Source organism: Idiomarina sp. D18, assembly GCF_057748155.1.
In genome coordinates, this window is the sequence record NZ_CM173240.1 from 81,091 (window position 1) to 103,672 (window position 22,582).

The following is a 22,582-nucleotide window of genomic DNA, read 5'->3' on the forward strand; positions in this document are numbered from 1 at the left end:
GGTAGCTTAAAATTAGCCATTATGCTATAGTTTTAGGTCATTTTGGGTACTCTCGTAGAAAGTGACAGGTGGAATCTCTGTATGCAGCAGAATCGGCAATCACAGTTAAAAGTTCTCATTGCGAAAGGCAAAGAGCAAGGTTTTCTTACGTTTGCGGAAGTGAACGACCACTTACCGCAGGAAATCGTTGATTCCGATCAAATAGAAGACATCATTCGCATGATAAATGACATGGGTATCCGTGTCTTTGAAAGTGCGCCTGATGCAGATGATTTGATGATGTCCGAAAGTGCGGCGGACGAGGACGCAGCTGAAGAAGCAGCACAAGCACTTGCTACTGTGGATGGTGAAATAGGCCGTACCACCGACCCTGTTCGCATGTACATGCGTGAAATGGGTACTGTTGAGCTGTTAACGCGTGAGGGCGAGATCGATATCGCTAAGCGTATTGAAGACGGTATCAACCAAGTTCAGTGTTCTGTTGCTGAGTACCCCGAAGCAATTAATTTCTTGCTAGAGCAATGGGACTCTTATGAGGCCGAAGAGTTACGTCTGACCGAAATCATTGTAGGCTTTATTGATCCTGATGAGGTTGATGAAGCGCCCGTAAGTGCAACTCACGTTGGTTCTGAGCTCTCTGAAGATGAGCTTGAGGATGAGGACGACGATGACGAGGATGATGATGACGAGGAAGAAAATGATAGCGGCATTGACCCAGAGTTTGCTCGTCAGAAATTCACCGAACTGCGCGAGCAATACGAGGCAACTCGCCAAGCGATAACTCAGTTTGGTCGTGAGCATCCAGACGCACGCGTTGAAATTGACAAGCTTAGCGATCTGTTTAAGCAGTTCCGCCTAGTTCCTAAGCAGTTTGACCGTCTTGTTCAAGACATGCGTGCCATGATGCAGCGTGTGCGCGTTCAAGAGCGCTTGGTCATGAAAGCGGCGGTTGAACAAGCCGGTATGCCTAAGCGTGCATTCATGAAAGCGTTTGCGGGTAACGAAAATAGTTTAGCATGGGTTGATGAGCAGATTTCTGCGGGCGTTGACTATGCAACCACATTACAAGAAGCACGCGTTGAAATCGAACGCTGTGTGACGAAGTTAAATGAAATAGAAAAAGAAACAGGCCTTACTATTGCCAAGGTTAAGGATATTAACCGCCGGATGTCGATTGGTGAGGCAAAAGCGCGCCGAGCCAAGAAAGAAATGGTGGAGGCGAACCTTCGTTTGGTTATTTCAATCGCTAAGAAATATACCAATCGTGGTCTGCAGTTCCTTGATTTGATTCAAGAAGGTAATATCGGCTTGATGAAAGCGGTCGATAAATTTGAATATCGCCGTGGTTATAAGTTCTCGACGTATGCGACATGGTGGATACGTCAGGCGATCACGCGCTCGATCGCTGACCAAGCACGTACAATTCGTATTCCGGTGCACATGATTGAGACCATTAATAAACTCAATCGTATTTCGCGTCAAATGCTACAAGAAATGGGCCGTGAGCCGCTGCCAGAAGAATTGGCTGAGCGGATGGCGATGCCGGAAGATAAAATCCGTAAGGTCCTCAAGATTGCAAAAGAGCCGATCTCGATGGAAACCCCAATCGGTGATGATGAAGACTCGCATTTAGGTGACTTTATCGAGGACAACACTCTGGATTTACCGATTGATTCGGCTACCTCAGAGAGCTTGCGTAACTCTGTGCGCGACGTACTCGGCGGATTGACTGCTCGTGAAGCGAAAGTGTTGCGTATGCGTTTTGGTATTGATATGAATACTGACCACACGCTCGAAGAAGTGGGTAAACAGTTTGATGTAACGCGTGAACGTATCCGTCAGATTGAAGCAAAAGCACTGCGTAAATTGCGTCATCCAAGCCGTTCAGAGCAACTTAAATCGTTTTTGGATGAGTAACCGTATGTAATTGCTCAAGCTCTACTTGAGTGATTCTGTTACTAAGAAAGGAGGCAGTATGGGAATTAATCGTGAACATTGGCCAAAACGGATTATAGACTCGCATCTTCATATCTATGATGATGCGTTTCCGTTGATAGAAAACCAAGGTCACATCCCAAAGCCTTTTTACATTGACGATTACAACCGCCTTGTGACAGGAATGCCTATCGAAGGTGGCGTCATTGTTTCAGGTTCCTTTCAGGGCTTCGAGCAACGCTATTTGAAAGCAGCGCTTGGAAACCTGGGGGATAATTATGTCGGCGTTACTCAGTTACCGGGTAGTGTCAGTGATGAGAAAATTCAGCAACTTAATGAGCATCGTATCCGTGGTGTCCGCGTTAACTTAAAGCGTGGTGTACATAGAGATATCGAAGGGATTGTCGAATTCGGGCGTCGTATCTGGGATTTAGCAGGGTGGCACTTGGAAATTTATGTCGATAGTCGTGAACTTGACGATATGGTGCCTACATTGTTGAAGTTGCCTAAATTGAGCGTGGACCACTTGGGTATGGCTAAGTCAGGCCTTTCTCAAGTGCGCCGATTAGCTGAGGGCGGTGTGAATATCAAAGCAAGCGGCTTTGGGCGTACCGAAGTGAATATTACAGAAGCAATTAAGACGCTCTATAAGACGAACCCTGATTGTCTAATGTTTGGCACAGACTTACCGGGTACGCGTAGTAATCGCGGGTTTGAGCCGAGTGATATTGACACCATTGTTGAAGCACTTGATGACTCTGATGCCGCGGATAAAGTGTTCTACCAAAACGCCAAAGAGTTTTATAAACTACCCTAAGGTGTTTAATTTCTAGATAAGGTGGCGCGTGTATTCGCTCTCCTCAATAAGTAACCAGAACCGTTGGATGGCGATGACAATCATCGCCATCGCTATTTTCGGTATTGGTCTCACATTTTGGTATTCGCCATCACAGCTGATCAGTCGTTCAACTGAAGGACTTGCGTCGAGTTGTGAGCAAGTGCGTACAGAAATCACCCAACTCTACCCCACCAACGCAGAGCCTCACTATCAGGTCACTAACCCCGACTTGTTGCAGCAGGTTATGTACCGCGAAACGAGTAAACTTCAGGGAGTCGAGGGGGGTTATTGGGATGTCGCCAGCGAATTCTTTGGCTATGCCTTTCCTACCTATGTAGGGTCAAGTATTAAAACCGACGTGCCTCAGTCCGAAATGGCACTGCTCAGTGCCTTGTCACGGCAAGCCGTCGATGAATCCAACATACTTACGTCTGTCAGACAGTCAGTGGATGCTGCGGTGATTACCGTCTCCTGCCCGGTCACCACTCACCGGGGTTTAGCTGCTTGGTTAATGAAGCGGACGTCATTGGTCCCTGCAAGTTTAGTCGGTGTGCTATTCGGCATTTTCGGCTTACTTGCTGTGATTGGCACCATGATGCTGGTACGTAACCGTAACTTTGAGAGAGGCTGGCTGACCGAGCGAGAGAAGCTAACAGAACAACTTCATGACGAAGCTGCGCCCGTGCCCACCACATCAGCCATTAACGATGTGCAGCCATTTTTACTATTGTTGTATCAGGCACGGCAAAAACGACACAATGCAGAGCGTGCGATTAACTCGTTAGAAGCGAAACTCGGACAGATTAATGAATTGTCGATTATCGGACGCGCAGCACTCGCATTTGCTGAGGAACTGCGCGGACGTATTGAACAACTGCAGCGGGATGTTACAACGGTGGTTTCGGATACGTCGACTCACCAGTTCGAGAAATTGCAGCGAGAACTCGATGCTGCCGAATATCTTTGCCAAGCTTTGGCACAAATTGATGTTCGTCACAAAAAGCAGGGACCCGTTGCGGAAGTAGCGATGAATCGTTGGACACGAGCATTGGCAGATTTTCATCAACAACGTCATGCGAACGACCGCCAAACAATTGCAGCGGTATGTGATGACGATGTGCATGTGATAACGAACCCGCTACTGCTTCGCTTTACGCTCGATATCATTATTTTACATTCATTAAAATTTGGTCCACAGGCGGGCGAGATATTTATCCGTGTGTGCAAACAGGACGACAACGTAGTTTTGGAAGTTGTCGACGAAAATCCGAGTGTACGCCGAGATGTCGAGCAGAACTTATTTAGGTTTGATGATGTAAAACCTGAACGTTACGGAGATGGCTTACGTTTGGTGAAGGACCTTGTCAGCAGCTTAAAAGGGTCGGTCGAATTTCAATCAAATGGCGAAATCTCTCGATTTATCTTAAAGATACCGATGACAAGCTAGCAAAAAGTTCGTATAATTTGCGCCGCTTTCTAAGCAACTCACTTCTAAAATGGCCCCTTAGCTCAGTGGTTAGAGCACCCGACTCATAATCGGTTGGTCCGCAGTTCAAATCTGCGAGGGGCCACCATATTTAAAGGCTTTCAGTGTTAACTACCACTAACCAAAATTGGTTGGTGCTACCTCTGTGCTACTTTTTAGAATAGCTCATGCAACTCTGCTTTTTACAACGTTAGCAATATTGTGCTGTGACAGCTATCCATTTGTTTGGGTTGATAAGGCTTGGTGTGTCGATGATCTCGACCTAAAAATAATTTATGTCGAAAAAACAAGAAAATATCGACACGTTAGATTGATATGTCGATTGGAACGACATAAACTGAAACCATAATTCATTTATGTCGATTTAGACTGGAAATTTAAACATGACTTGGCAAGCAGAGCAGCCGTATAACCAATTACCGACATTACCACCCAACCTAGATGTCATAGAAACTAGGGCTGTGCTGAAGGCCTGTATTTCTGCACGTGCTGCTGTAGCGGAGTTAAAAAAGGCGGGAGAGCTCATTCCCAATCAAAGCATGTTAATCAACTTGCTGCCTTTGCTGGAAGCAAAGGATAGTTCAGAAATTGAAAATATTGTTACCACGACCGATAAGCTTTTTCAGTATGCGCAAGGGGGTAAAGGTGCTGATCATGCAACCAAGGAAGCATTACGTTACCGAACTGCGCTATACCAAGGCTTTATACAACTTGAGAAAAAGCCGCTATGCACGGCGACGGCTATTGAGGTATGCAGTACTTTAAAGCACTCCGAAATGGATATTCGCAAAGTACCGGGGACTTTTATAGGAAACCAAACGACAGGCGAAACTATCTATACGCCGCCAAACGGTGAAGATGTGATTCGCGACTTGTTAACCAACTGGGAGCGATTCCTTCATAATGACGACGATCTGGATCCACTTATAAAGATGGCGATTAGCCATTATCAATTTGAAGCTATACACCCTTTCTATGACGGGAATGGCAGAACAGGTCGTATTTTAAACGTTTTATACCTTATTGAATCGGGTCTTCTAACACTGCCTATTTTGTATTTGAGTCGCTTCATCGTTCATAATAAGCAAGACTATTATCGCCTCTTGAATCAAGTCACTAAAGATCAGAACTGGGAAGAGTGGTTGTTATTTATGCTAAAAGGTGTCGAGCAAACCGCAACATGGACCTGTGAAAAAATCACAGCGATTAGAACGCTCATGGAAAGTACAACCGATTATGTAAAGGCTCAGCTACCAAAAATATATAGCTACGAGCTTGTTCAGCTTATTTTTGAACAGCCTTATTGCCGTATTAGCAATCTGGTTGAGCGTGATATTGCAAAACGCCAGACGGCTTCAACCTATTTAAAGCAGTTAGCAGATATTGGCGTGCTACAAGAGGTTGATTCAGGAAAGGAAAAATTATTTGTGCATCCGCGGTTGATGACGTTAATGACAAAAGACAGTAATCGTATTAAACCTTTTTGAAGCAAACTAATCTCAAGCGGTAGTTACAACGGAAGTTGAGATCAAAATCGTCAAAACCGCCAATGCAGGACTTATAATCGGTATAACTTGCTATCAAACTAGTTATTGATAAAGTGTTAGTTGGACAGGGTTTAAAGAGCAAAAACGTTAATTATGAAGACGTTATCTATTCAGAACTATACGGGTGGCTCGTTGTTGAATGCGCGCCAACTGAATCTATCGATGAGTTTGATGTTAGGGGCAGACTCACGTCCAAAGCAGTTAAATCGACAGCAAGTCATGCAACTGCTCAATGTGATTGAATCTTTGGCGATGTCGTCGGAGGTGTGGTTTGATGGCTCAATTCAAGATGAAGACAAGGCCATTTTAAAAAATCACAACAATTTGTATCACTCGCTTCTGCGTGAAACTTCGTTAGTTGTTACTGACCAATGGCTCAATTGCTGTCAGGAAGCTGTTGCTCAATCCTCGTTATTGATTAAGGAGTGGCTTGAAAGTCCGTCCAAATGGGTGCAACAAAAGGCAGTTGATAAAAATGATGCGGAGCTCTTTAAGCAATGTTTGCTTGAGGGGTTAGCTCTTAACTTTACTGAACGTAAGCGTCTGGCAAAGGAAACGTTAGAACGAAACGCCTTTCGAGGGTCGAAGTGTGTAGCCGGCTTGTTGGTTAGTATCGCTGATGTCGCCGCCATTGACCAACCGAGCGTTGATGACTTTAATAAGGCATTTTCTCAAGCCGCATCCCAAGTAGAGGGTGAGGGAAAGTTGGTCTCTGGTTTGATCGATCGCTTTCGCGTTAATTTTGTTAATGAATTGGCGGCGCAGCATCGCGCGGTTTACGTGGCAGCCCCTGCAATCGAAGATCTTAAGTCGCAACAGAGCGCTCTTTTGTGGCGCTATTTGGGGCGTCAGTTACAACAGAATTCTACGATTAATCAACTACAGACCATCTCTCAAACAGAGTCAGAGGCGTTACAAAGTTTTCCTTATGCTTACGCCTTGCTAATGCAGAAGAAGGTCACTACACCTACTCAGCTATTGGATTTACTCTTTAAAGTAAGAGATGAAACGGTGATTCGAGCGCAGGCACGCGACCACAATAGCGGTAAGCGATTTGTACATGAATGGAGTGCTGAGGAGTTCGAAGATATTCACAGTAGCTTGTTTGGAGATACGTTTTCAGCAATCAACGCTCGGCAAGGTTCATGGCGTGATAACTTACTTGATATGGGGCGCTCTTGCTTACCGGCAATGCTTTCGATTGGCTCTGCTGGTCTCGGTATTGTAATTCCTGAAAATGTATTAGAAGGAACCGTTGCCGTCAGTATGGCTTCGGTAGGTGTGGCTTTAGAAAACAGTAGGGCTTGGAATGCTTCGGGCGCTTCATCGGATCAATCAATAAAGCTCTATAAGGATAATTACATGCGCTGGAACAAGTTGCTCGATAAGGCTTCTAAACATCGCGTCGATGGGATGTCTCTTCAGGGAAGAATAGAAGCCATATTTGGCGTGCCTGTTGTGAGCTAATGGCTGGGCGTCTAATTGACGCCCAGCGCACCTCCTCGACCTAGCCCGCCAGTTACACGCTGACTTTTATAGTTTTTTAGTGATTTGACCATATTGTTATATGAGTCCATAAATGCGGCTGAAATGACTTTTCCTTCGGGTGTGTCAGTGTAGCCACCAACACCGGCAAAGAGTCCACTGAATAGTCCACCAAAGGCACTGATGTCCCAATTCTTCGCATTACCTGTCGCTGCGGAGACTTGTACACCAGAACGGTTATCGACTAACAACAGGGTGGTTGCTGCTTCATTACTTGATAGCCCGCCTGCAACAATACCTGCCCAACCTCCGAGTAAGCCTCCTACGTTTTGTGTACCACTTTCAGAAAACTGAATCGAAGGGCTGACTGTGTAGTCGGCTGCTACCAGTTGACCTTTGCCAAAGTTACTTTGCTCTCGCAACTCACCGCTTTCCATGAGTGTTCGTTCGGTTTCTAGTGCCTGCATTGCTTTACCTCGCTCAACAATGACGAAGCAGTTTGACTGCTGAATCATGACACGTATGAGCGGCACGGTTGTGCCCAATTGGGGGTACATGCGGCGATAGTCATACCACCAGTTTTCGTTAGTATCCTCGTAGATGGAGAGTGTTCCCAAAGGCGCTTCACAGCGTTCTAACGCTTTGTTTTCGCCCTGACTTTGCGCTCCACCGGCAGCTCCCGTGATGGTGTTTCCAGAACTACCGCCTAGACTGGGGCTGGTACTGACACAAGCGCTTAAGGAGACGGTACAAAAACATGTAATAAAAAATTGATTTAATGGATTCTTCATGACTTCGCGACTGTTGTGAAAATTGACAGGTTAATTTTGTACATGGTGACGAAAGGCGCAAACGATAATGAATGACGTAAGTGTCAGAGATGACTGTATTAGGCGTTTGGAAGTAAGAGCGAGCAGGGCTTAGTTAGACTAAGCCCGAAAACATTTAGTTTTAAAGGTTCACCAGAATTCAACACTTCAACGAGAGGCAGGGGCAGCTATCAAAAGCTACAAACTGAGTGAGGTTAACGTATTGCAGCAACACGCGCTCGAGCGGCATGCAATTTTTTATAACTTTCAATCAAACGCAAGTGACGATCGAGCCCTGTTAAATTCATGTCGGTGGGCGTCAGACCGTGAAAACGCACGTTTCTATCGACGGAACCTTCGACTGCATCCATGGTTTTATCGCCGAACATTCGGCGGAAGTTATAAATAAAGTCGCTACGCTTGAGTTCTTCGTCGAGTTCGACCTCAAGAAGGGCTTCCACGGCGCGATAGAATAAGACGCGTTCAACGGTGTTGTCGTTGTATTGTAGGAACATTTCCACATGCTCTAGCGCGAGCGCATGTTCGCCTAACGCAAGGTAGATAAGCAATTTAAGCTCTAGGATCGTGAGCTGACCCCACACAGTATTTTCATCAAACTCAATACCGATCAGCGTGATGATGTCCATGTAATTATCAAGCTGGCTTTCTTCTAAACGCTCGACTAAATCCGCGAGGGCATCGTTACCGAGACGGTGAAGGTTTAGAATATCTTCGCGGAATTGCAGTGCCACGTTGGTGTTATCCCAGATCAAATCTTCTACGGGATACACTTCTGAATAACCTGGCACGAGAATACGACATGCCGGTGCGCCCAGTTCGTCATAAACGGCGACATAGGCTTCTTTGCCTAAATCAGAAAGGATCCCAAACAAGGTGTTCACTTCCTCATGATTTGAACCGGAAAAGTCCCAATCGACGAATTCATATTCCGAACGTGCGCTGAAGAAACGCCACGACACCACACCTGATGAGTCGATAAAGTGTTCAACGAAGTTGTTAGGTTCGGTGACAGCCATTTGATTAAAAGTCGGCGCAGGTAAGTCGTTTAATCCTTCAAAGCTACGACCTTGTAAAAGCTCGGTGAGACTGCGCTCAAGGGCAATTTCTAAGCTGGGGTGCGCGCCAAATGAGGCAAACACACCACCGGTGCGAGGGTTCATCAGAGTGACACAGGCTACAGGAAATTGACCGCCTAACGAGGCGTCTTTTATTAATACGGGATAGCCTTGCTCTTCTAGCCCCTTGATGCCTTCAACAAGTTTGGGAAAGCGCTCAAGAACGGTGTCCGGTACGTCAGGCAATGCAATTTCATTTTCGATAATTTCGCGTTTGACGGCACGTTCGAATATTTCCGATAGGCATTGAACAACCGCTTCGTCGAGCGTATTACCGGCGCTCATGCCGTTACTTAAGTACAGGTTTTCGATTAAGTTAGAAGGGAAGTACACCGTCTCACCATCCGAATGGCGCTTAAACGGGAGCGCACAGATACCGCGCTCGATATTACCGGAGTTGGTGTCGATTAAATTGGAGCCAGCTAACTCGTTTTCAGGGTCATAAATAGCACGTGTATAGTCGTCTAAAATGCCGCTAGGTAGGCTGTCGTCTCCGGTGAGCTCAAACCAACGTTCGTTGGGATAGTGGACAAACTCGCTTTGCGCAATCTCTTGACCAAAGTACTGGTCGTTATAAAAGAAATTACAGTTGAGGCGTTCAATGAACTCACCTAATGCAGAGCATAAGGCGGCTTCTTTTGTCGCGCCTTTGCCGTTGGTAAAGCACATCGGCGATGCGGCATCACGCACATGCAGAGACCACACGTTTGGCACGATATTGCGCCAAGAAGCGATCTCGATTTTCATGCCCAAGTCAGCCAGTATTTGAGTCATGTTGGCGATGGTTTGCTCTAGAGGCAAATCTTTGCCTTTAATAAAGGTCGTATGATCGCCGTCTGGCGCCCCCATCAAGAGAGCTTGAGCGCTATCGTCGAGGTTGTCGACGGCCTCAATCTGAAAATCAGGTTCAGTTTGCACCACACGTTTGACAGTACAACGCTCGACGGCTCTGAGAATACCTTGGCGGTCTTTGTCCGAAATATCCTCTGGGAGTTCGACCTGAATTTTAAAGATCTGGTTATAGCGGTCTTCGGGATCGACGATATTGTTTTGCGATAAACGAATATTCTCCGTCGGAATATCGCGCGCATTGCAGTACAAGCGAATGAAGTATGCCGCGCACAAGGCTGATGATGCGAGAAAATAGTCGAATGGGCTAGGCGCAGAGCCGTCACCTTTATAACGAATAGGCTGATCGGCAATAACGGTGAAATCGTCAAACTTAGCTTCGAGTTTGAGATTGTCTAAAAAATTAACTTTGATTTCCATAGCGCTTCGACCTGATTGCTAAAACAAAGCGCGCATTATCTCGTCTTTTGATGCCTGCGTCATGGGTAAAATCACGAAAATTAAGATATTTCTTAATGCGCCGCAGCCCAACTTGTGACAAAATGGCAACAAAATAATTACAAAATAAACTGATCTAAATAAGGTGTATAAATGAGCAAAAAAGTGTTTCTAGGCGGCGCAGCTGCTGTTGTGGCAGCATTTGCTGTGAGTCCATACTTTACAGGCTCGGTTGTTGAGAATCAGGTTAAGGCGCAAGTGGCTGCATTAGATTCTCAGCCAGCGTACGATGCTAAACTGGTCGACTTTCAGAGTGGCTATCTTAGTTCGGAAGGGACGATTTTAGTTACGGTAAAACTCGGTAATATGACTGATGACGGAATGGAACTCCCTGAAGAAGTAAACGCCGAATTCCAACTATCCGCACAACATGGTTTATTGTTGACAAAATATGATGCAGGAATCGGCTTAGCTTCATGGAAACTTGAACTTGTGGACGACAAGTTACGCGAGTACCTTGAGTGGAGCGATGGTGATGCCTTTTATCACATGACAGGCTCTTTAGGTTTGTTCGGAGGTGGGGAATACCGTGACCGAATTGCCAAGTTTAAAGCTGTCGAGAATGGCGACGGTGTAGCGGTGAATTTTTCCGGTTATCAGGGGCGTGGCGCTATTGATAGCGACAATATCGAATATGGCGGTGGTTTTGAGCAGTTTAAACTCGCTACCGAGGGTGGGGCGCGAGTCGATCTTAAAGACATGAAGTTCGATATTAACGCCGAAACACCGCTTGAAAAATTATTAAAAGGTAGTGTTTATGAGGGCGATTCATCGCTTTCCATTGCGCAGTTTTATTTTGAAGATAAGACAATGGAGCAACCTTTAGTACTAAGTAACTATCAAATGAACACTCGATCTGATATCGGGGAAGATGAAGTCAATGCAAGTATGTCTGTTGCTCAGACACTTGAATCGCTCACTTCGTCGGTTATTAGTGTTAATGATATAGCGCTAGACATATCCATGGATAATTTAAATATTGAGGTGCTTGAGGCGTTTCAAAAGTTGGCGGCAAACCAAGATGCGACTGCCCATCCTGAGGTTCTTCTCGAGGAACAAAAGGAGTTCTTCGTTAAGCGTTTGATGCAATTCTCTGAGGCTGAGCCTTCGCTTAAAATCGATGCGCTCAAAGCTTCGTTCGAGCAAGGCGATATGAATGCGGATATGATGATGCAATTGGCCGCCATCGATAAACTACCTCAGCCCATCGATAATCAGGTATTTTGGCTATCTCATGTGAACTCTGATGCTAATCTTTCGATCGACAAGCCGCTTGCTACATGGCTTGCAGAAAAACAAATATTGATGCAGCTTAAAAACCAGCTGCCGTCGACAAGACAAGATCCTGAGAAAATGCAACAACTAGCTGAGCAGCAGGCGCCGCTTATTATTTCAGCTTTGATTCAACAGGGCTTTATCACTGAGCAAGATGATGCTTATGTGAGCAAATTTACGTTGCAAGATGGTAAGTTTGTACTTAACGGAAACGAACTGCCGATAATGCAAGCACTTCAACAATAATAGGTTTTTTATGAAGTGGTATTTAGAAGCGTTGCGACGCTATTTAGATTTCAAGTCCCGTTCTACTCGGACGGAATTTTGGATGTTCACGCTCTTTAATTTGTTGTTCTATATTGCTGCGGCTATTCTAGACATCACGTTAGGATTATGGGACCAAGAGTTCGGCGTGGGTCTATTTACGGGTCTTTATGGTGTATTTATTTTATTACCTAACGTGTCCGTAGCTGTTCGGCGCTTGCACGACGTTGGCCTGACCGGGTGGCTTTATTTACTGGTATTCGTTCCTATCGCGGGACCCTTTATTATTTTGGGTATCGCCTGTGTAGCGGGTAAGCCGGGTACGAATAAGTATGGCCCAAATCCTAAGGAAGTTCAGCAAGAGGAAGACGAAGGCTCGATATCAGTTTAAGGCGACAATTAAAACTAACTGAGAGATTCATCAAACTGTCATGAATCCGAAACGAAGTTGTCACCGTAAGTATTGATAATTGCAGTCGTTTTCTGGAGAACACCAGACAACAGATTTATACTCCCTGGATATATTTCGCCCCGAGCCTTTACTCGGGGCTTTTTCTTTTCTAGCCGATTTTATCTTGTGTTTTAGTCTTAAAGTCTTCAGCGCTGTGGCGCTCATGTAGCTGTTCTTCTGGCTCACCCCAGGTTTTATTGACCATACGGCCGCGTTTAACTGCAGGGCGTTGTGATAGCTGTTCGGCCCAGCGCTGCACGTTTTTATAGGTGTGCGCTTGAATAAACTCAGCAGCCTCATAGACTTCGTTGCGAACCAACGCACCGTACCACGGAAAAATGGCCATATCTGCGATGCTGTACTCGTCCCCTGCAATAAACTCATGATTGGCAAGTTGCTTATCGAGTACATCTAATTGGCGTTTGATCTCCATCGTAAAGCGGTTGATTGGGTACTCTAACTTTTCGTCAGCATAAGCATAGAAATGACCAAAGCCACCGCCTAGCAAAGGGGCGCTGCCCATTTGCCAGAATAACCAGTTTAGACATTCAGTACGTGCAGCGGGCGTGGTTGGCAGAAAGTGACCAAATTTTTCAGCAAGATACAGAAGAATAGAGCCTGACTCGAACACGCGTGTGCCCGGTTCGGTACTTTTATCCAGCAGAGCGGGTATTTTTGAGTTTGGGTTAACTTCAACAAATCCGCTCGAGAACTGCTCTCCCTCTAATATGTTAATAAGATAGGCATCGTAATCGGCTTCTTTAACGCCGGTCTCAAGGAGTTCTTCAAGTAGGATAGTTACTTTTTGTCCATTGGGTGTTGCCAGGGAATAGAGTTGAAGATCGTGTTCCCCTTTGGGCAGTGGCTGCTCGTGAGTCGCACCAGAAACTGGGCGGTTAATGTTGGCGAATTTACCACCGTTACCGGGTTCCCACTCCCATACTTTGGGTGGGACGTAAGCATTATTCGACATAAAAGTTCCTCTATTGGTTGGGTACAACGCGTCTAAAAGATACCAAAGTTAGCTCAGCTTGGATTTGCCTCGGCGAGGAATTTTTTAGCGTAGGGTGTAAAATAATCAGGGCGCTGGCGCGCCCTGAACACGTTATAGAGGCAGTACTTCAATGACGGCTGAATAGTTACCTAATCTCACCATCGCTGGCGCTTTTGCGCGATCGTCTTTATATTCAACTTCGATAAAGTACATGCCGGGAGCATCGAAGCTCACTTCAAAAACTCCTTCCGCGTTTGTGGTAAAGCGCATCGGCTCACTATTGTCACGATATTTTTCGCCTTGTCGTACAAGGGTCACCTGCGCATCTTGAGCCGGTTCGCCATCGAATAAGAAACCCAGTGATACCGATTCCCCGGTATAGAGATCGTTGGGGTGGGTTTTGCCATTAAGCTCAAGTCCGTTACCAGTCGGTGTTATGACCTTTTGACTGGGCGCGCCTGCGGTAACAAATACTTCCACCCGACGGGCACTGTCGAAGACTTTTAAATCTTTTGCATCTTGGGGTACGTGCTGGCGAAACCCTTCGAGCGTACCCGCTTCCCCACGGCTGGGCCAACGCTGCCGCTTTCCTTGATCATCTTGCCAGCTGGCTTGCAGACTGCGGCTATTCATACTGACTTCATAGGTGCCCGGCTGGGTGAGCTGAAGATCAAATACACTTCGGTATTTCAGCTTCGCCTGATTTTGCAGCGCAATAGGCTGACCGTCTGGGTTGTACGCTGTGAGGCGGTCTAAAGGCATGGCAAAGTGATCTGGATTAAAAATACCGTTAGCGATAGCGGCATCAAAGGTGACCCATTCATCCTGACCGGATACTGTGGTGGTGTTCGGTTTTATCCATAAGCGGTGGGCGTTGACCGAGAGACTCGATGTTAGTAACACGCCCATGAGTAATAGTTGTGAGGTTTTACGTTTAATCATTTAAAGGCTCCAGAGTAAGTATTACAGTACCGAGCTCGTTGTCGCCTTGCTCGGTGTGTTGCAGTGGTTTGTTTAATGGCCATTGGAAATTAAATTGCAGTACCTCGCGTCCACCGAGTTCACGCGCTGCCTCGATATACAAGGTGTAAGATTGGGGAGGCCGTTGGCTGATAACCTGAGTCAGTGGCTTGAGGTCTATTCGATGTGAACCCGGTTGTCGAGTTGCGCCAGAGACCCCATCGACGGGCATACTCAAAAAGCGGCCGCTGCGGCGCCACCATAAGCGCATATCTTTAAGCCACTTTTCACCTTCTTTGTCAGCAAGTTGAGTGTCATACCAGATAGCGACATCAGCGACTTTCTTGCGCTCACTGTCCATCAGCCACACCGCGAGATAAGGTGGATGATATTCAGAGACTGCGAGGCGTGGCAGCTCAACCTTGAGTTCATTGGCGGAGCTATGGTTTGGAATCAAAAGTAATACAGGTATGAGCAGACCTGCGGCAACCAATGGCCACGTAGTTTTACGACCCTTGGCGTACTTTTTCAAAAGTAACAAGCCGGTTACTGAAAACAGAATAGCGGCCAGTGCGAAAACATCGATAAACAGCGACCACATAAAGTGAGTGTTGCGGCCTTTGTGCAGATCGTTGAGATAGGCAATCCAGCCACGGTCTGTGGTTTCTTGATAAAAGGTATGTAACTCGCGATCGACTGAAAACCAACAGTCTGAGCCCGCGCGTGGTAAAGCTACGTACATTTCAAATTCACTCCATTGTGCGTTAACGGTGTCAGGTAATGGGTTACCTGTTGTACTTTGGTACCACTGGCGAAACGCCTGACTAATAGGCCGCTCGGCATTTAAACCCGCCATAATGGTGGGTGGAACTTCAGCCTCGATTTGAGTGATCTCAGCATCACCCTCAAACACGGTGGGATGGTTGAGGGTGATACCTGTCACAGAAAAAAGCAGCATGCCGACCAAACAAATCGCGGAACTGACCCAATGCCAGTTTTTAATATTCCAAAATTGACGTGCTCGCATCGATTAAAAAGTCCAGCCAAGAGAAACCCACAGACGGCGTCCGTCCTCGATATAGCCGTACTCTTCGACACCAATTTGCTTATCAAATAGATTATAAATACCGGCTCCGATCTTTATATCGGGTGTGAGGAAGTAATTGATGCCTAAATCGGTCAGCGTATATGAAGGGGCAATCAGTGAGCCGCTCGAAGGTCCCGTCGTCGGCTGGCTTTCTTCGCCACGATAATGAACGCGTAACCAGGTATTCATTGCCGCGGAAGGCTTCCAATTGAGCGACGTTTGTACCAAATGCTTGGGTAGCTGTGTGAGTGGCTCGCCCTTATATTCACCGGTTTTTTGCTCCGAATCCGTAAAGGTGTAGTTCGCGCTCAGTTTCCAAGCTTTGTTAAATCGTGCATCAAAAGTGGCTTCAACACCTTGTGTCACTGCTTCATCCACGTTGACGTACGTTGTGGGCATAGAGCCGAACTGATTGGGACCGCCGGTACACTGAGTGACGGGGCATGCAATACGCGATATTTTATCGTCGAACTCGTTATAGAAAACGGTAACTGAGCTCTTTATTCCTCGACTAAAGTGGGTATATAAACCGAGTTCGTAGTTAACCGATGTTTCGGCTTGCAAGTCGGGGTTACCATAAATATCTCCCCCTCGACTGACTTGCCCCCAATCCTCTGTGGTTTGACGTAAGTTAGGTGCTCGAAAGCCGGTGGATACGCCACCTTTTAGTGTGGTGGCTCGTGATAAGTGGTAGACGCCGTAGACCCGGGGACTCCATTGGTCACCAAAATACTCATCATCGTCGTAACGCAAGCCGGTTGTGAGCTCGAAGTGTTTTGCGATAGGCCATGTTGACTCAGCAAATACTGACCATTGAGAGCTATCGATTTGTGTGCGGTCGCTAATTTGGTTACTGGTGCGATCTTCTAACTCTTCCTTTAGATATGCGGCGCCGAGTGTAATTGGCTGCTCAACGGTGAGTGGCACATTCCATACGGTTTGGAAATCGGTATTGGTTATGTACATCTGACGCGCATTGTTGTCGTATTCGTCTCGTTTTAGATAGCTTCGAGCGCCGACAAGCCCCCATTGACCGTTGTGAGCAATGGAGTAACTTTGATTGTCATACTCGGTAGTGGATGACTCAGGACAACCGCGGCGGCCACAACTTTCACCCGCCGCTAGGGGCGCAACGGTTTTACCCAGTGTGGCGTCTATGGTTTGTGAGTTAGTGCCTGCCTCAAAAAGCCATTCGTGGTCGACCGTTGGTGTGTAAGCGAGTTTCACGGTCGCATGGTCGGTTTTTTTACCGCGATATCCATCCACAATATCGTCCTCAAGTCGACGTGTATATCCGCCATACACTTGCAGTCCGAGGGTGTCTTCAATCAGCGAACCAGAGGTAAAAAGGTTAACTTGGTAGCTATTACCGGAGTCACTGCGTTCTTGTACAACGGAGTCTACACGAACTTCGCTGCGCCATTCTTGCGGTGTTTTCTTGGTTATAATATTGATGACACCGCCAATAGCATCCGAACCATATAGCGAAGACATTGGGCCGCGAATTATCTCGATACGTTCAATAGCTGCTAAGGGCGGTGTCCACGCGCCTTCAACGCCCGGACCGTCACTATTAGGTCGTGTTTCTCGTGATGTTTGGCGCTGTCCATCGACCAAAATCAAGGTGTACTGACTGCTCATTCCGCGAACGCTGATGTCTTGTCGGTCACCACCATTGGTGACAATAACCCCAGGCGCATCGGTCAGTGCATCGGTCAGATCTTTGTAAAAACGTTGTGATAATTCTTTACCAGAAATGACACTGACTGACGCAGGTGCATCTCGTAAAGTCTTGTCGGCACCGGACGCAGTGACAACTAAAACCTCCATGGGCTTTTCACGTTTATGAGAATGGTTTGCGCGGTAATCTGACTGTTGCGGGTTAGCATTTGCTGATAAAGTGAAGGTGCAAATGGCAGAGGCAATGATTGACAGTTTTAAGCCGCGCGTGTTTGATAGATACACAATGTTCTCCATATATAAAAATGAGAATAGTTTTTATTTGCAAATATACGTATAATAAACGTTTCTGCAATCTCGTTTATTTGTAAGCATATTTAAGAGGTGCTTAAGCTATGAATCCGAAGATGATTCGGTCGATGAAGGCGTTTACTCGCACCGTCGAGTTAAAGAGTATGAGTGCAGCCGCGAGTGAGCTGCATATGACCGTTTCTGCTGTCAGTCAACAACTTAGGAAGCTTGAAAAGGATAATGGCCTAGCGTTATTTCACCGTAACACGCGGGTTATGACGCTCACCGAAGCCGGTGAAGTGTTTTATCAGTCATGTCTGGACATTTTGAGTATTGCTGCGAAAAATCAAGAGCGTATGGAGCAGCTGACGCAAACGCCGGCGGGGGTGATGAAGATCATGGCACCTGTGGGGTTCGGGGGCGGCTTACTGAGCGAGCCTCTACGACAGCTAACTGAGCAGTTTCCAGACATGCAGTTTAAGTTATCAATGACGGATGAACCGATTGATTTAGTGACTGCAGGCGTGGATCTCGCAATTCGTATTGGGCCATTACCCGACTCCTCCTTGTACTCCCATCATTTAATTAATTGGCATTTGGTGCCTTGTGTCGCAAGCACTCATGAGCTCGCCAAACGCAGGGTTAGCAGTCTTGAGGATTTACAAGCGGAGACCTTTATTGCGCATTTTTCAAATACCTATGACTTGCCGCTGCCAGCGCCGCGTATCCAAGTCGACAATATGCAAACAACGGTTCAATTGACGTGCGACGGCGTTGGATTTGCACTGTTGCCAGAACCCGAAGTGAAGCCTGAGTTACAAAACGGTGAACTCGTCCGCTTACTACCCGATTGGGACGGTGTGGAATACGGTGTTTATGCAGTCCTACCGGTGAAAGAGAGTATCCCGGCAAAGACACGTTTAGTGATGAATGTGATAGAGGATTGGTTTAAGCAAGTGTAGTGTTGTATTTGATTGACATCACAGCACGATTTAATCTCTGAATGAAGATGTAAAAGTAATCCAAAAGGAGTAGCATCAACGTTACTAGTTTCGCATATCTAACGCTTACACAGTAAGTTAGAGGAGACTCACGTTGTATCCAAGCGAAGTCGACATGTGGTTCCTACCCCTTGGCGGGACAGGTGAGATCGGCATGAACATGAACCTTTACGGTCATGCCGGTCGCTGGTTGATGATTGACTGTGGTGTCTCCTTTGATGAACCGCTTAACCCTGCAAAGCCCAATAGCCTAAAGCACGAAGTCGTCTGTGCCGACCCTCGCTTCATTACAGATAATAAAGACGAACTCGAAGCGATCATTATTACCCACGCTCACGAAGACCACATTGGCGCTATAGAAGATTTATGGCTGCGCTGGCAAAAACCAATCTACACCACACCTTATACAGCTGCTGTTCTGCGCAAAAAATTAGCCTATACCGCATTTGCTGAACTGGTCTCCATTATCGAAGTCAATGACGGGGAAACCGTTCAAATCGGTCCGTTTAGTGTGACTTGGATACGGTTTACCCATTCGCTCCCTGAACCATTTGGTGTGGTTATCGAAACACCTGCTGCTCGCGTATTACACACGGGAGACTGGAAAATAGATGCACAACCAATTACCTCAGCCGGCTTTGACAGTGGCGTGTTTCAACGACTTGGATTAACAGGCATTGATGCCGTTGTGGGTGATTCCACTAACGCCATGAAACCAGGGTGGTCGACTTCTGAAGCGGATTGCCATGATGGGCTGTTAGCCGAGGTAAAAGAAGCACAAGGACGCGTTGTTGTCGGCTGCTTTAGCAGTAACATCGCACGTCTAATCACGTTAGCTCGGGTAGCTGAAGCTTCGGGTCGCTATTTGGCAGTGCTTGGGCGTTCTTTAGAGAGAAATGTAGGTCTGGCACGCCAATTTGGATTATGGCCCGAGCATATTGAGCTCATTGACCATACGCATGTTGGTTATTTACCAGCACGAGAAGTGTTAGTTGTGGCGACAGGCTGCCAGGGTGAATCTAGAGCAGCACTCAATCGTTTAGCCGACGATAGCCATCCTCACTTAGTGCTGGATAAAGGTGACAAAGTCATCATGAGCGCTATTATTATTCCAGGTAATGAGCTTGATATTCAACGCCTCACGAATAAGTTTAAAGCGCGTCGAATAGAGGTCGTGCATGCCGAACAAAGTGACCGCATACTGCACGCTTCGGGCCATCCTAATCAAGAAGAGCTTAAACAACTGTACCAGTGGGTGAAGCCGCGTATGGTGATACCCACGCATGGCGGACCCGACCATATGAAAGCGCATGCTGAAGTCGCCAAAAAAGCGGGTGTGAGGATGACGCTTACGGGCATGAACGGTGATTTATTTAAAATTGGATTACAGCCGAGCGTCCGCCGAAACGCAGTAAAAGCGGGGCGAATTGCGCTAGCTCGCGATTAATATATTATATTTATAAGCATATTGATATGCATCAAATTGACCGCACGACAGAGCAACAAGAAGCGTGTTAAAAAATATTTAGTAACCTTTCAATTAAGGTTAGTAACTTGACTTATAACGTCATTGGCTAAGGAGATCGTATTATGGATCTTGACCCCCTCGTGCTTTCGCGAATTCAATTCGCGTTTGTCGTGTCATTTCATGCCATATTCCCCGTGTTCACTATCGGTTTGGCATCTTATATTGCATTAATTTACGGCCTTGCATTCAAAACTAACAACCCGAAGTGGGAGCGCTTAGGTGCCTTCTGGACCCAAGTGTTCGCGGTTGTTTTTGGTATGGGTGTGGTGTCCGGTATTGTTATGTCCTTTCAGTTCGGTACGAACTGGAGTAACTTCGCGCTCGCGACATCTAACTTTTTAGGCCCAATACTGAGCTACGAGGTGGTGACAGCGTTCTTCTTAGAAGCGGCGTTTCTGGGGGTGCTTTTGTTCGGTCGCGGTAAGGTACCGAACGGTGTTCACTTTTTTGCTGCGCTGATGGTGTCTATCGGCACCTTTATTTCTAGTTTTTGGATCTTGTCGGCCAATAGCTGGATGCAAACACCTGCGGGCGTTGAAATGCGTGATGGTTTTTATCATGTCATTGATTGGTCAGCCGCCATTTTTAATGACTCGTTTTGGTATCGTTTCAGCCACATGGCGTTAGCTTCCTTTCTAACCGGTGGTTTTGTTGTTGCTGGCGTGAGTGCTTGGTTTATTCTTGAAAAGCGTGATACCGAGCTGCACCGTAAAGCCCTCTCAATGACGTTATGGCTGTTACTGATAATTGCGCCGTTGCAAATCTTTGTCGGTGACATGCATGGTCTCAATACGCTAAAACATCAGCCGACCAAGGTGGCCGCGATGGAGGCGAACTGGGAAACACAAAAGAATGTGCCCCTGCTTTTATTTGCGATTCCTGACCAAGAGGCTCAGAAAAACCACTTTGAAGTGGGTATTCCCAGCATGGCGAGCTTGATCTTGACTCACGAGTGGGACGGTGAAGTGCCCGGCATTAAAGAAATGCCGAGAGATCAACAACCTAACGTGCCGGTTGTTTTCTGGTCTTTCCGAATAATGGTTGCGATGGGCGTACTCATGGTGTTATTCGCCATTACCGGTCTCATTTTGCGTAAAAATAAGGCTTACGCACGTAATCGTTGGTTCTTGCAAGGATTGCGATTAATGTCGCTGGCGCCGTTCGTCGCAGTGCTGTCGGGTTGGTTTGTAACCGAGGTGGGACGAGCGCCTTATCTTGTGTACGGTCAGATGACCCAAGCCGAAGCACTAACACCGTCGTTAACGGGGGGGATGGCATTGTTCACCTTGATTGGCTATATCGCAGTGTACGCCTGTGTATTCGCGGCGGGTGCTTATTATCTGACACGCGTTATCCGTGCAGGTACTGAAGCTGCCGAGCAGCACGACGACGAGAAGCATCGTGCTAAACGTCCACTTTCTGCTGCAGAAGCCGACTTTGATTAAGGAGCACCTATCATGAGTGAACCCATTTTTGATTTGACTTACGTCTGGGCTGCGATAATTGCCTTCGGTGTCATCATGTATGTGTTGATGGATGGCTTCGATTTAGGCCAAGGCATACTGTTTATGTTCGCTCCCAGTGAACATGACCGCGACATTATGATGAACTCCGTGGCACCTGTATGGGATGGCAATGAGACCTGGTTGGTGTTAGGCGGCGCGGGTTTATTGGCTGCCTTTCCGCTGGTTTACAGTATTTTCTTGCCGGCGCTCTACATCGGCGTTTTCCTATTGCTCGCCGGGCTTATTTTTCGCGGCGTTGCCTTTGAGTTCCGCTTCAAAGCACATACATCGCGTTATCTTTGGAACTGGGCCTTTGCGATCGGCTCAACAGTTGCGGCGTTTGCACAGGGCGCTGTTGTAGGCGCTTATATCCAAGGCTTCGAAACTGAAAATATGCGCTATGTCGGTGGAGCATTAGACTGGCTGTCACCGTTTACCGTGTTGACGGGGCTTGGACTGGTCGCGGGGTATGCGCTACTGGGGGCAACTTGGTTAGTGATGAAATCTGAGGGTTCGACTCAACAATGGGCCTATCGTTTAGTGAAGCCGCTACTGGCGGCGGTACTGCTGATTTTTGCCATCATCAGTATCTGGACTCCCTTTGTTGACCCGTTCGTTTCAGAGCGTTGGTTCTCACACATCACGCCGATTTGGCTACTGCCGATTTTAGCGTTGGCTTGTGCGTTTTGGTTATATCGCTCGATTCAAGCCAAGCGTGAGGGAACCCCTTTTATTGCCACCATGGGAATGTTTATTTTCACTTACTTAGGCCTATTGGCGAGCAAGTGGCCTTATGTGGTACCGCCTAACTATACATTAAGCCAAGCAGCGTCGGCCCATGAGTCGCAGCTCTTCTTATTGTTAGGCTTATTGTTCGTAATCCCGATTGTCCTTGTTTACACTGCATGGACTTACTGGGTTTTCCGCGGCAAGGTAAAAGCCGATCAGGGTTATCACTAAGAA

17 protein-coding genes and 1 tRNA gene are annotated in these 22,582 nt (G+C 46.8%); 12 read left to right on the forward strand and 6 right to left on the reverse strand.

Going from position 1 to position 22,582, the window contains the following annotated elements:
- Positions 1-81 precede the first annotated feature (81 nt).
- The 6 genes from rpoD to AC3AP5_RS00400 all read left to right on the forward strand — a co-directional run bounded on the left by rpoD (position 82) and on the right by AC3AP5_RS00400 (position 7,273).
- Complete coding sequence (gene rpoD, locus AC3AP5_RS00375) at positions 82-1,917, forward strand: RNA polymerase sigma factor RpoD (RefSeq protein ID WP_006954237.1); 1,836 nt, start codon at positions 82-84, stop codon at positions 1,915-1,917.
- A 58-nt stretch (positions 1,918-1,975) separates the two neighbouring features.
- A complete protein-coding gene (locus AC3AP5_RS00380; protein WP_487326881.1) occupies positions 1,976-2,752 on the forward strand; it encodes an amidohydrolase family protein in 777 nt (258 codons plus the stop codon).
- A 28-nt stretch (positions 2,753-2,780) separates the two neighbouring features.
- A complete protein-coding gene (locus AC3AP5_RS00385) occupies positions 2,781-4,220 on the forward strand; it encodes a sensor histidine kinase (protein WP_131382113.1) in 1,440 nt (479 codons plus the stop codon).
- Between the two features lie 51 nt (positions 4,221-4,271).
- A tRNA-Ile gene (locus AC3AP5_RS00390) sits at positions 4,272-4,347 on the forward strand.
- A 295-nt stretch (positions 4,348-4,642) separates the two neighbouring features.
- The gene (fic, locus tag AC3AP5_RS00395; protein WP_272977592.1) at positions 4,643-5,746 is read left to right on the forward strand and encodes a protein adenylyltransferase Fic; all 1,104 of its coding nucleotides are present in this window, start codon (positions 4,643-4,645) and stop codon (positions 5,744-5,746) included.
- A 153-nt stretch (positions 5,747-5,899) separates the two neighbouring features.
- Positions 5,900-7,273 carry a hypothetical protein gene (locus AC3AP5_RS00400; protein ID WP_487326882.1) on the forward strand — a complete coding sequence of 458 codons (1,374 nt, stop codon included), beginning with the start codon at positions 5,900-5,902 and terminating at the stop codon, positions 7,271-7,273.
- A gap of 11 nt (positions 7,274-7,284) precedes the next feature.
- On the opposite strand, the gene AC3AP5_RS00405 is transcribed toward AC3AP5_RS00400, so the two are convergent.
- Both AC3AP5_RS00405 and AC3AP5_RS00410 read right to left on the reverse strand, forming a co-directional pair.
- Positions 7,285-8,082 carry a CsgG/HfaB family protein gene (locus AC3AP5_RS00405; protein WP_286681625.1) on the reverse strand — a complete coding sequence of 266 codons (798 nt, stop codon included), beginning with the start codon at positions 8,080-8,082 and terminating at the stop codon, positions 7,285-7,287.
- 233 nt (positions 8,083-8,315) lie between these two features.
- On the reverse strand, positions 8,316-10,505 hold the full coding sequence (locus AC3AP5_RS00410) for an OsmC domain/YcaO domain-containing protein (protein ID WP_286681626.1): 2,190 nt from the start codon (positions 10,503-10,505) through the stop codon (positions 8,316-8,318).
- Positions 10,506-10,676: 171 nt separating this feature from the next.
- Here AC3AP5_RS00410 and AC3AP5_RS00415 point away from each other — a divergent pair, with 171 nt between their 5' ends.
- Together AC3AP5_RS00415 and AC3AP5_RS00420 are read left to right on the forward strand one after the other, a co-directional pair.
- Positions 10,677-12,104 (forward strand): YdgA family protein, encoded by a 1,428-nt coding sequence (locus AC3AP5_RS00415; protein WP_286681627.1) that lies wholly within the window; start codon positions 10,677-10,679, stop codon positions 12,102-12,104.
- A gap of 10 nt (positions 12,105-12,114) precedes the next feature.
- Positions 12,115-12,513, forward strand: a complete 399-nt coding sequence (locus AC3AP5_RS00420; protein WP_286681628.1) for a DUF805 domain-containing protein — start codon at positions 12,115-12,117, stop codon at positions 12,511-12,513.
- A 169-nt stretch (positions 12,514-12,682) separates the two neighbouring features.
- Here the strand turns inward: AC3AP5_RS00420 and yghU are convergent, their stop codons facing one another.
- The 4 genes from yghU to AC3AP5_RS00440 form a co-directional block, all read right to left on the reverse strand.
- Positions 12,683-13,546 (reverse strand): glutathione-dependent disulfide-bond oxidoreductase, encoded by an 864-nt coding sequence (yghU, locus tag AC3AP5_RS00425; protein ID WP_487326883.1) that lies wholly within the window; start codon positions 13,544-13,546, stop codon positions 12,683-12,685.
- Positions 13,547-13,678: 132 nt separating this feature from the next.
- A complete protein-coding gene (locus tag AC3AP5_RS00430; RefSeq protein ID WP_487326884.1) occupies positions 13,679-14,509 on the reverse strand; it encodes a DUF4198 domain-containing protein in 831 nt (276 codons plus the stop codon).
- A complete protein-coding gene (locus AC3AP5_RS00435) occupies positions 14,502-15,554 on the reverse strand; it encodes a PepSY-associated TM helix domain-containing protein (RefSeq protein WP_286681631.1) in 1,053 nt (350 codons plus the stop codon). Before AC3AP5_RS00435 ends, AC3AP5_RS00430 begins: the two co-directional genes overlap by 8 nt.
- Positions 15,555-15,557: 3 nt before the next feature.
- Positions 15,558-17,528 (reverse strand): ligand-gated channel protein, encoded by a 1,971-nt coding sequence (locus tag AC3AP5_RS00440; RefSeq protein ID WP_286681672.1) that lies wholly within the window; start codon positions 17,526-17,528, stop codon positions 15,558-15,560.
- Between the two features lie 161 nt (positions 17,529-17,689).
- Between AC3AP5_RS00440 and AC3AP5_RS00445 the strand changes: the two genes are divergently transcribed.
- The 4 genes from AC3AP5_RS00445 to cydB all read left to right on the forward strand — a co-directional run bounded on the left by AC3AP5_RS00445 (position 17,690) and on the right by cydB (position 22,579).
- On the forward strand, positions 17,690-18,547 hold the full coding sequence (locus AC3AP5_RS00445) for a LysR family transcriptional regulator (RefSeq protein WP_272977963.1): 858 nt from the start codon (positions 17,690-17,692) through the stop codon (positions 18,545-18,547).
- A gap of 193 nt (positions 18,548-18,740) precedes the next feature.
- Positions 18,741-20,033: a ribonuclease J gene (locus tag AC3AP5_RS00450; RefSeq protein WP_487327317.1), complete on the forward strand. Its 1,293-nt coding sequence runs from the start codon at positions 18,741-18,743 to the stop codon at positions 20,031-20,033.
- A gap of 143 nt (positions 20,034-20,176) precedes the next feature.
- A complete protein-coding gene (locus AC3AP5_RS00455; protein WP_487326885.1) occupies positions 20,177-21,559 on the forward strand; it encodes a cytochrome ubiquinol oxidase subunit I in 1,383 nt (460 codons plus the stop codon).
- 12 nt (positions 21,560-21,571) lie between these two features.
- Complete coding sequence (cydB, locus tag AC3AP5_RS00460; protein WP_006956405.1) at positions 21,572-22,579, forward strand: cytochrome d ubiquinol oxidase subunit II; 1,008 nt, start codon at positions 21,572-21,574, stop codon at positions 22,577-22,579.
- Positions 22,580-22,582 lie beyond the last annotated feature (3 nt).

Bases quoted from the DNA above. Each gene is read 5' to 3' on its own strand.
- AC3AP5_RS00400 (WP_487326882.1), top strand. From the start codon at position 5,900: ATGAAGACGTTATCTATTCAGAACTATACGGGTGGCTCGTTGTTGAAT.
- AC3AP5_RS00435 (WP_286681631.1), bottom strand. From the start codon at position 15,554: ATGCGAGCACGTCAATTTTGGAATATTAAAAACTGGCATTGGGTCAGT.
- yghU (WP_487326883.1), bottom strand. From the start codon at position 13,546: ATGTCGAATAATGCTTACGTCCCACCCAAAGTATGGGAGTGGGAACCC.
- AC3AP5_RS00410 (WP_286681626.1), bottom strand. From the start codon at position 10,505: ATGGAAATCAAAGTTAATTTTTTAGACAATCTCAAACTCGAAGCTAAG.
- AC3AP5_RS00405 (WP_286681625.1), bottom strand. From the start codon at position 8,082: ATGAAGAATCCATTAAATCAATTTTTTATTACATGTTTTTGTACCGTC.
- AC3AP5_RS00420 (WP_286681628.1), top strand. From the start codon at position 12,115: ATGAAGTGGTATTTAGAAGCGTTGCGACGCTATTTAGATTTCAAGTCC.
- rpoD (WP_006954237.1), top strand. From the start codon at position 82: ATGCAGCAGAATCGGCAATCACAGTTAAAAGTTCTCATTGCGAAAGGC.
- AC3AP5_RS00430 (WP_487326884.1), bottom strand. From the start codon at position 14,509: ATGATTAAACGTAAAACCTCACAACTATTACTCATGGGCGTGTTACTA.
- AC3AP5_RS00445 (WP_272977963.1), top strand. From the start codon at position 17,690: ATGAATCCGAAGATGATTCGGTCGATGAAGGCGTTTACTCGCACCGTC.
- cydB (WP_006956405.1), top strand. From the start codon at position 21,572: ATGAGTGAACCCATTTTTGATTTGACTTACGTCTGGGCTGCGATAATT.
- AC3AP5_RS00455 (WP_487326885.1), top strand. From the start codon at position 20,177: ATGGATCTTGACCCCCTCGTGCTTTCGCGAATTCAATTCGCGTTTGTC.
- fic (WP_272977592.1), top strand. From the start codon at position 4,643: ATGACTTGGCAAGCAGAGCAGCCGTATAACCAATTACCGACATTACCA.
- AC3AP5_RS00450 (WP_487327317.1), top strand. From the start codon at position 18,741: ATGAACATGAACCTTTACGGTCATGCCGGTCGCTGGTTGATGATTGAC.
- AC3AP5_RS00380 (WP_487326881.1), top strand. From the start codon at position 1,976: ATGGGAATTAATCGTGAACATTGGCCAAAACGGATTATAGACTCGCAT.
- AC3AP5_RS00415 (WP_286681627.1), top strand. From the start codon at position 10,677: ATGAGCAAAAAAGTGTTTCTAGGCGGCGCAGCTGCTGTTGTGGCAGCA.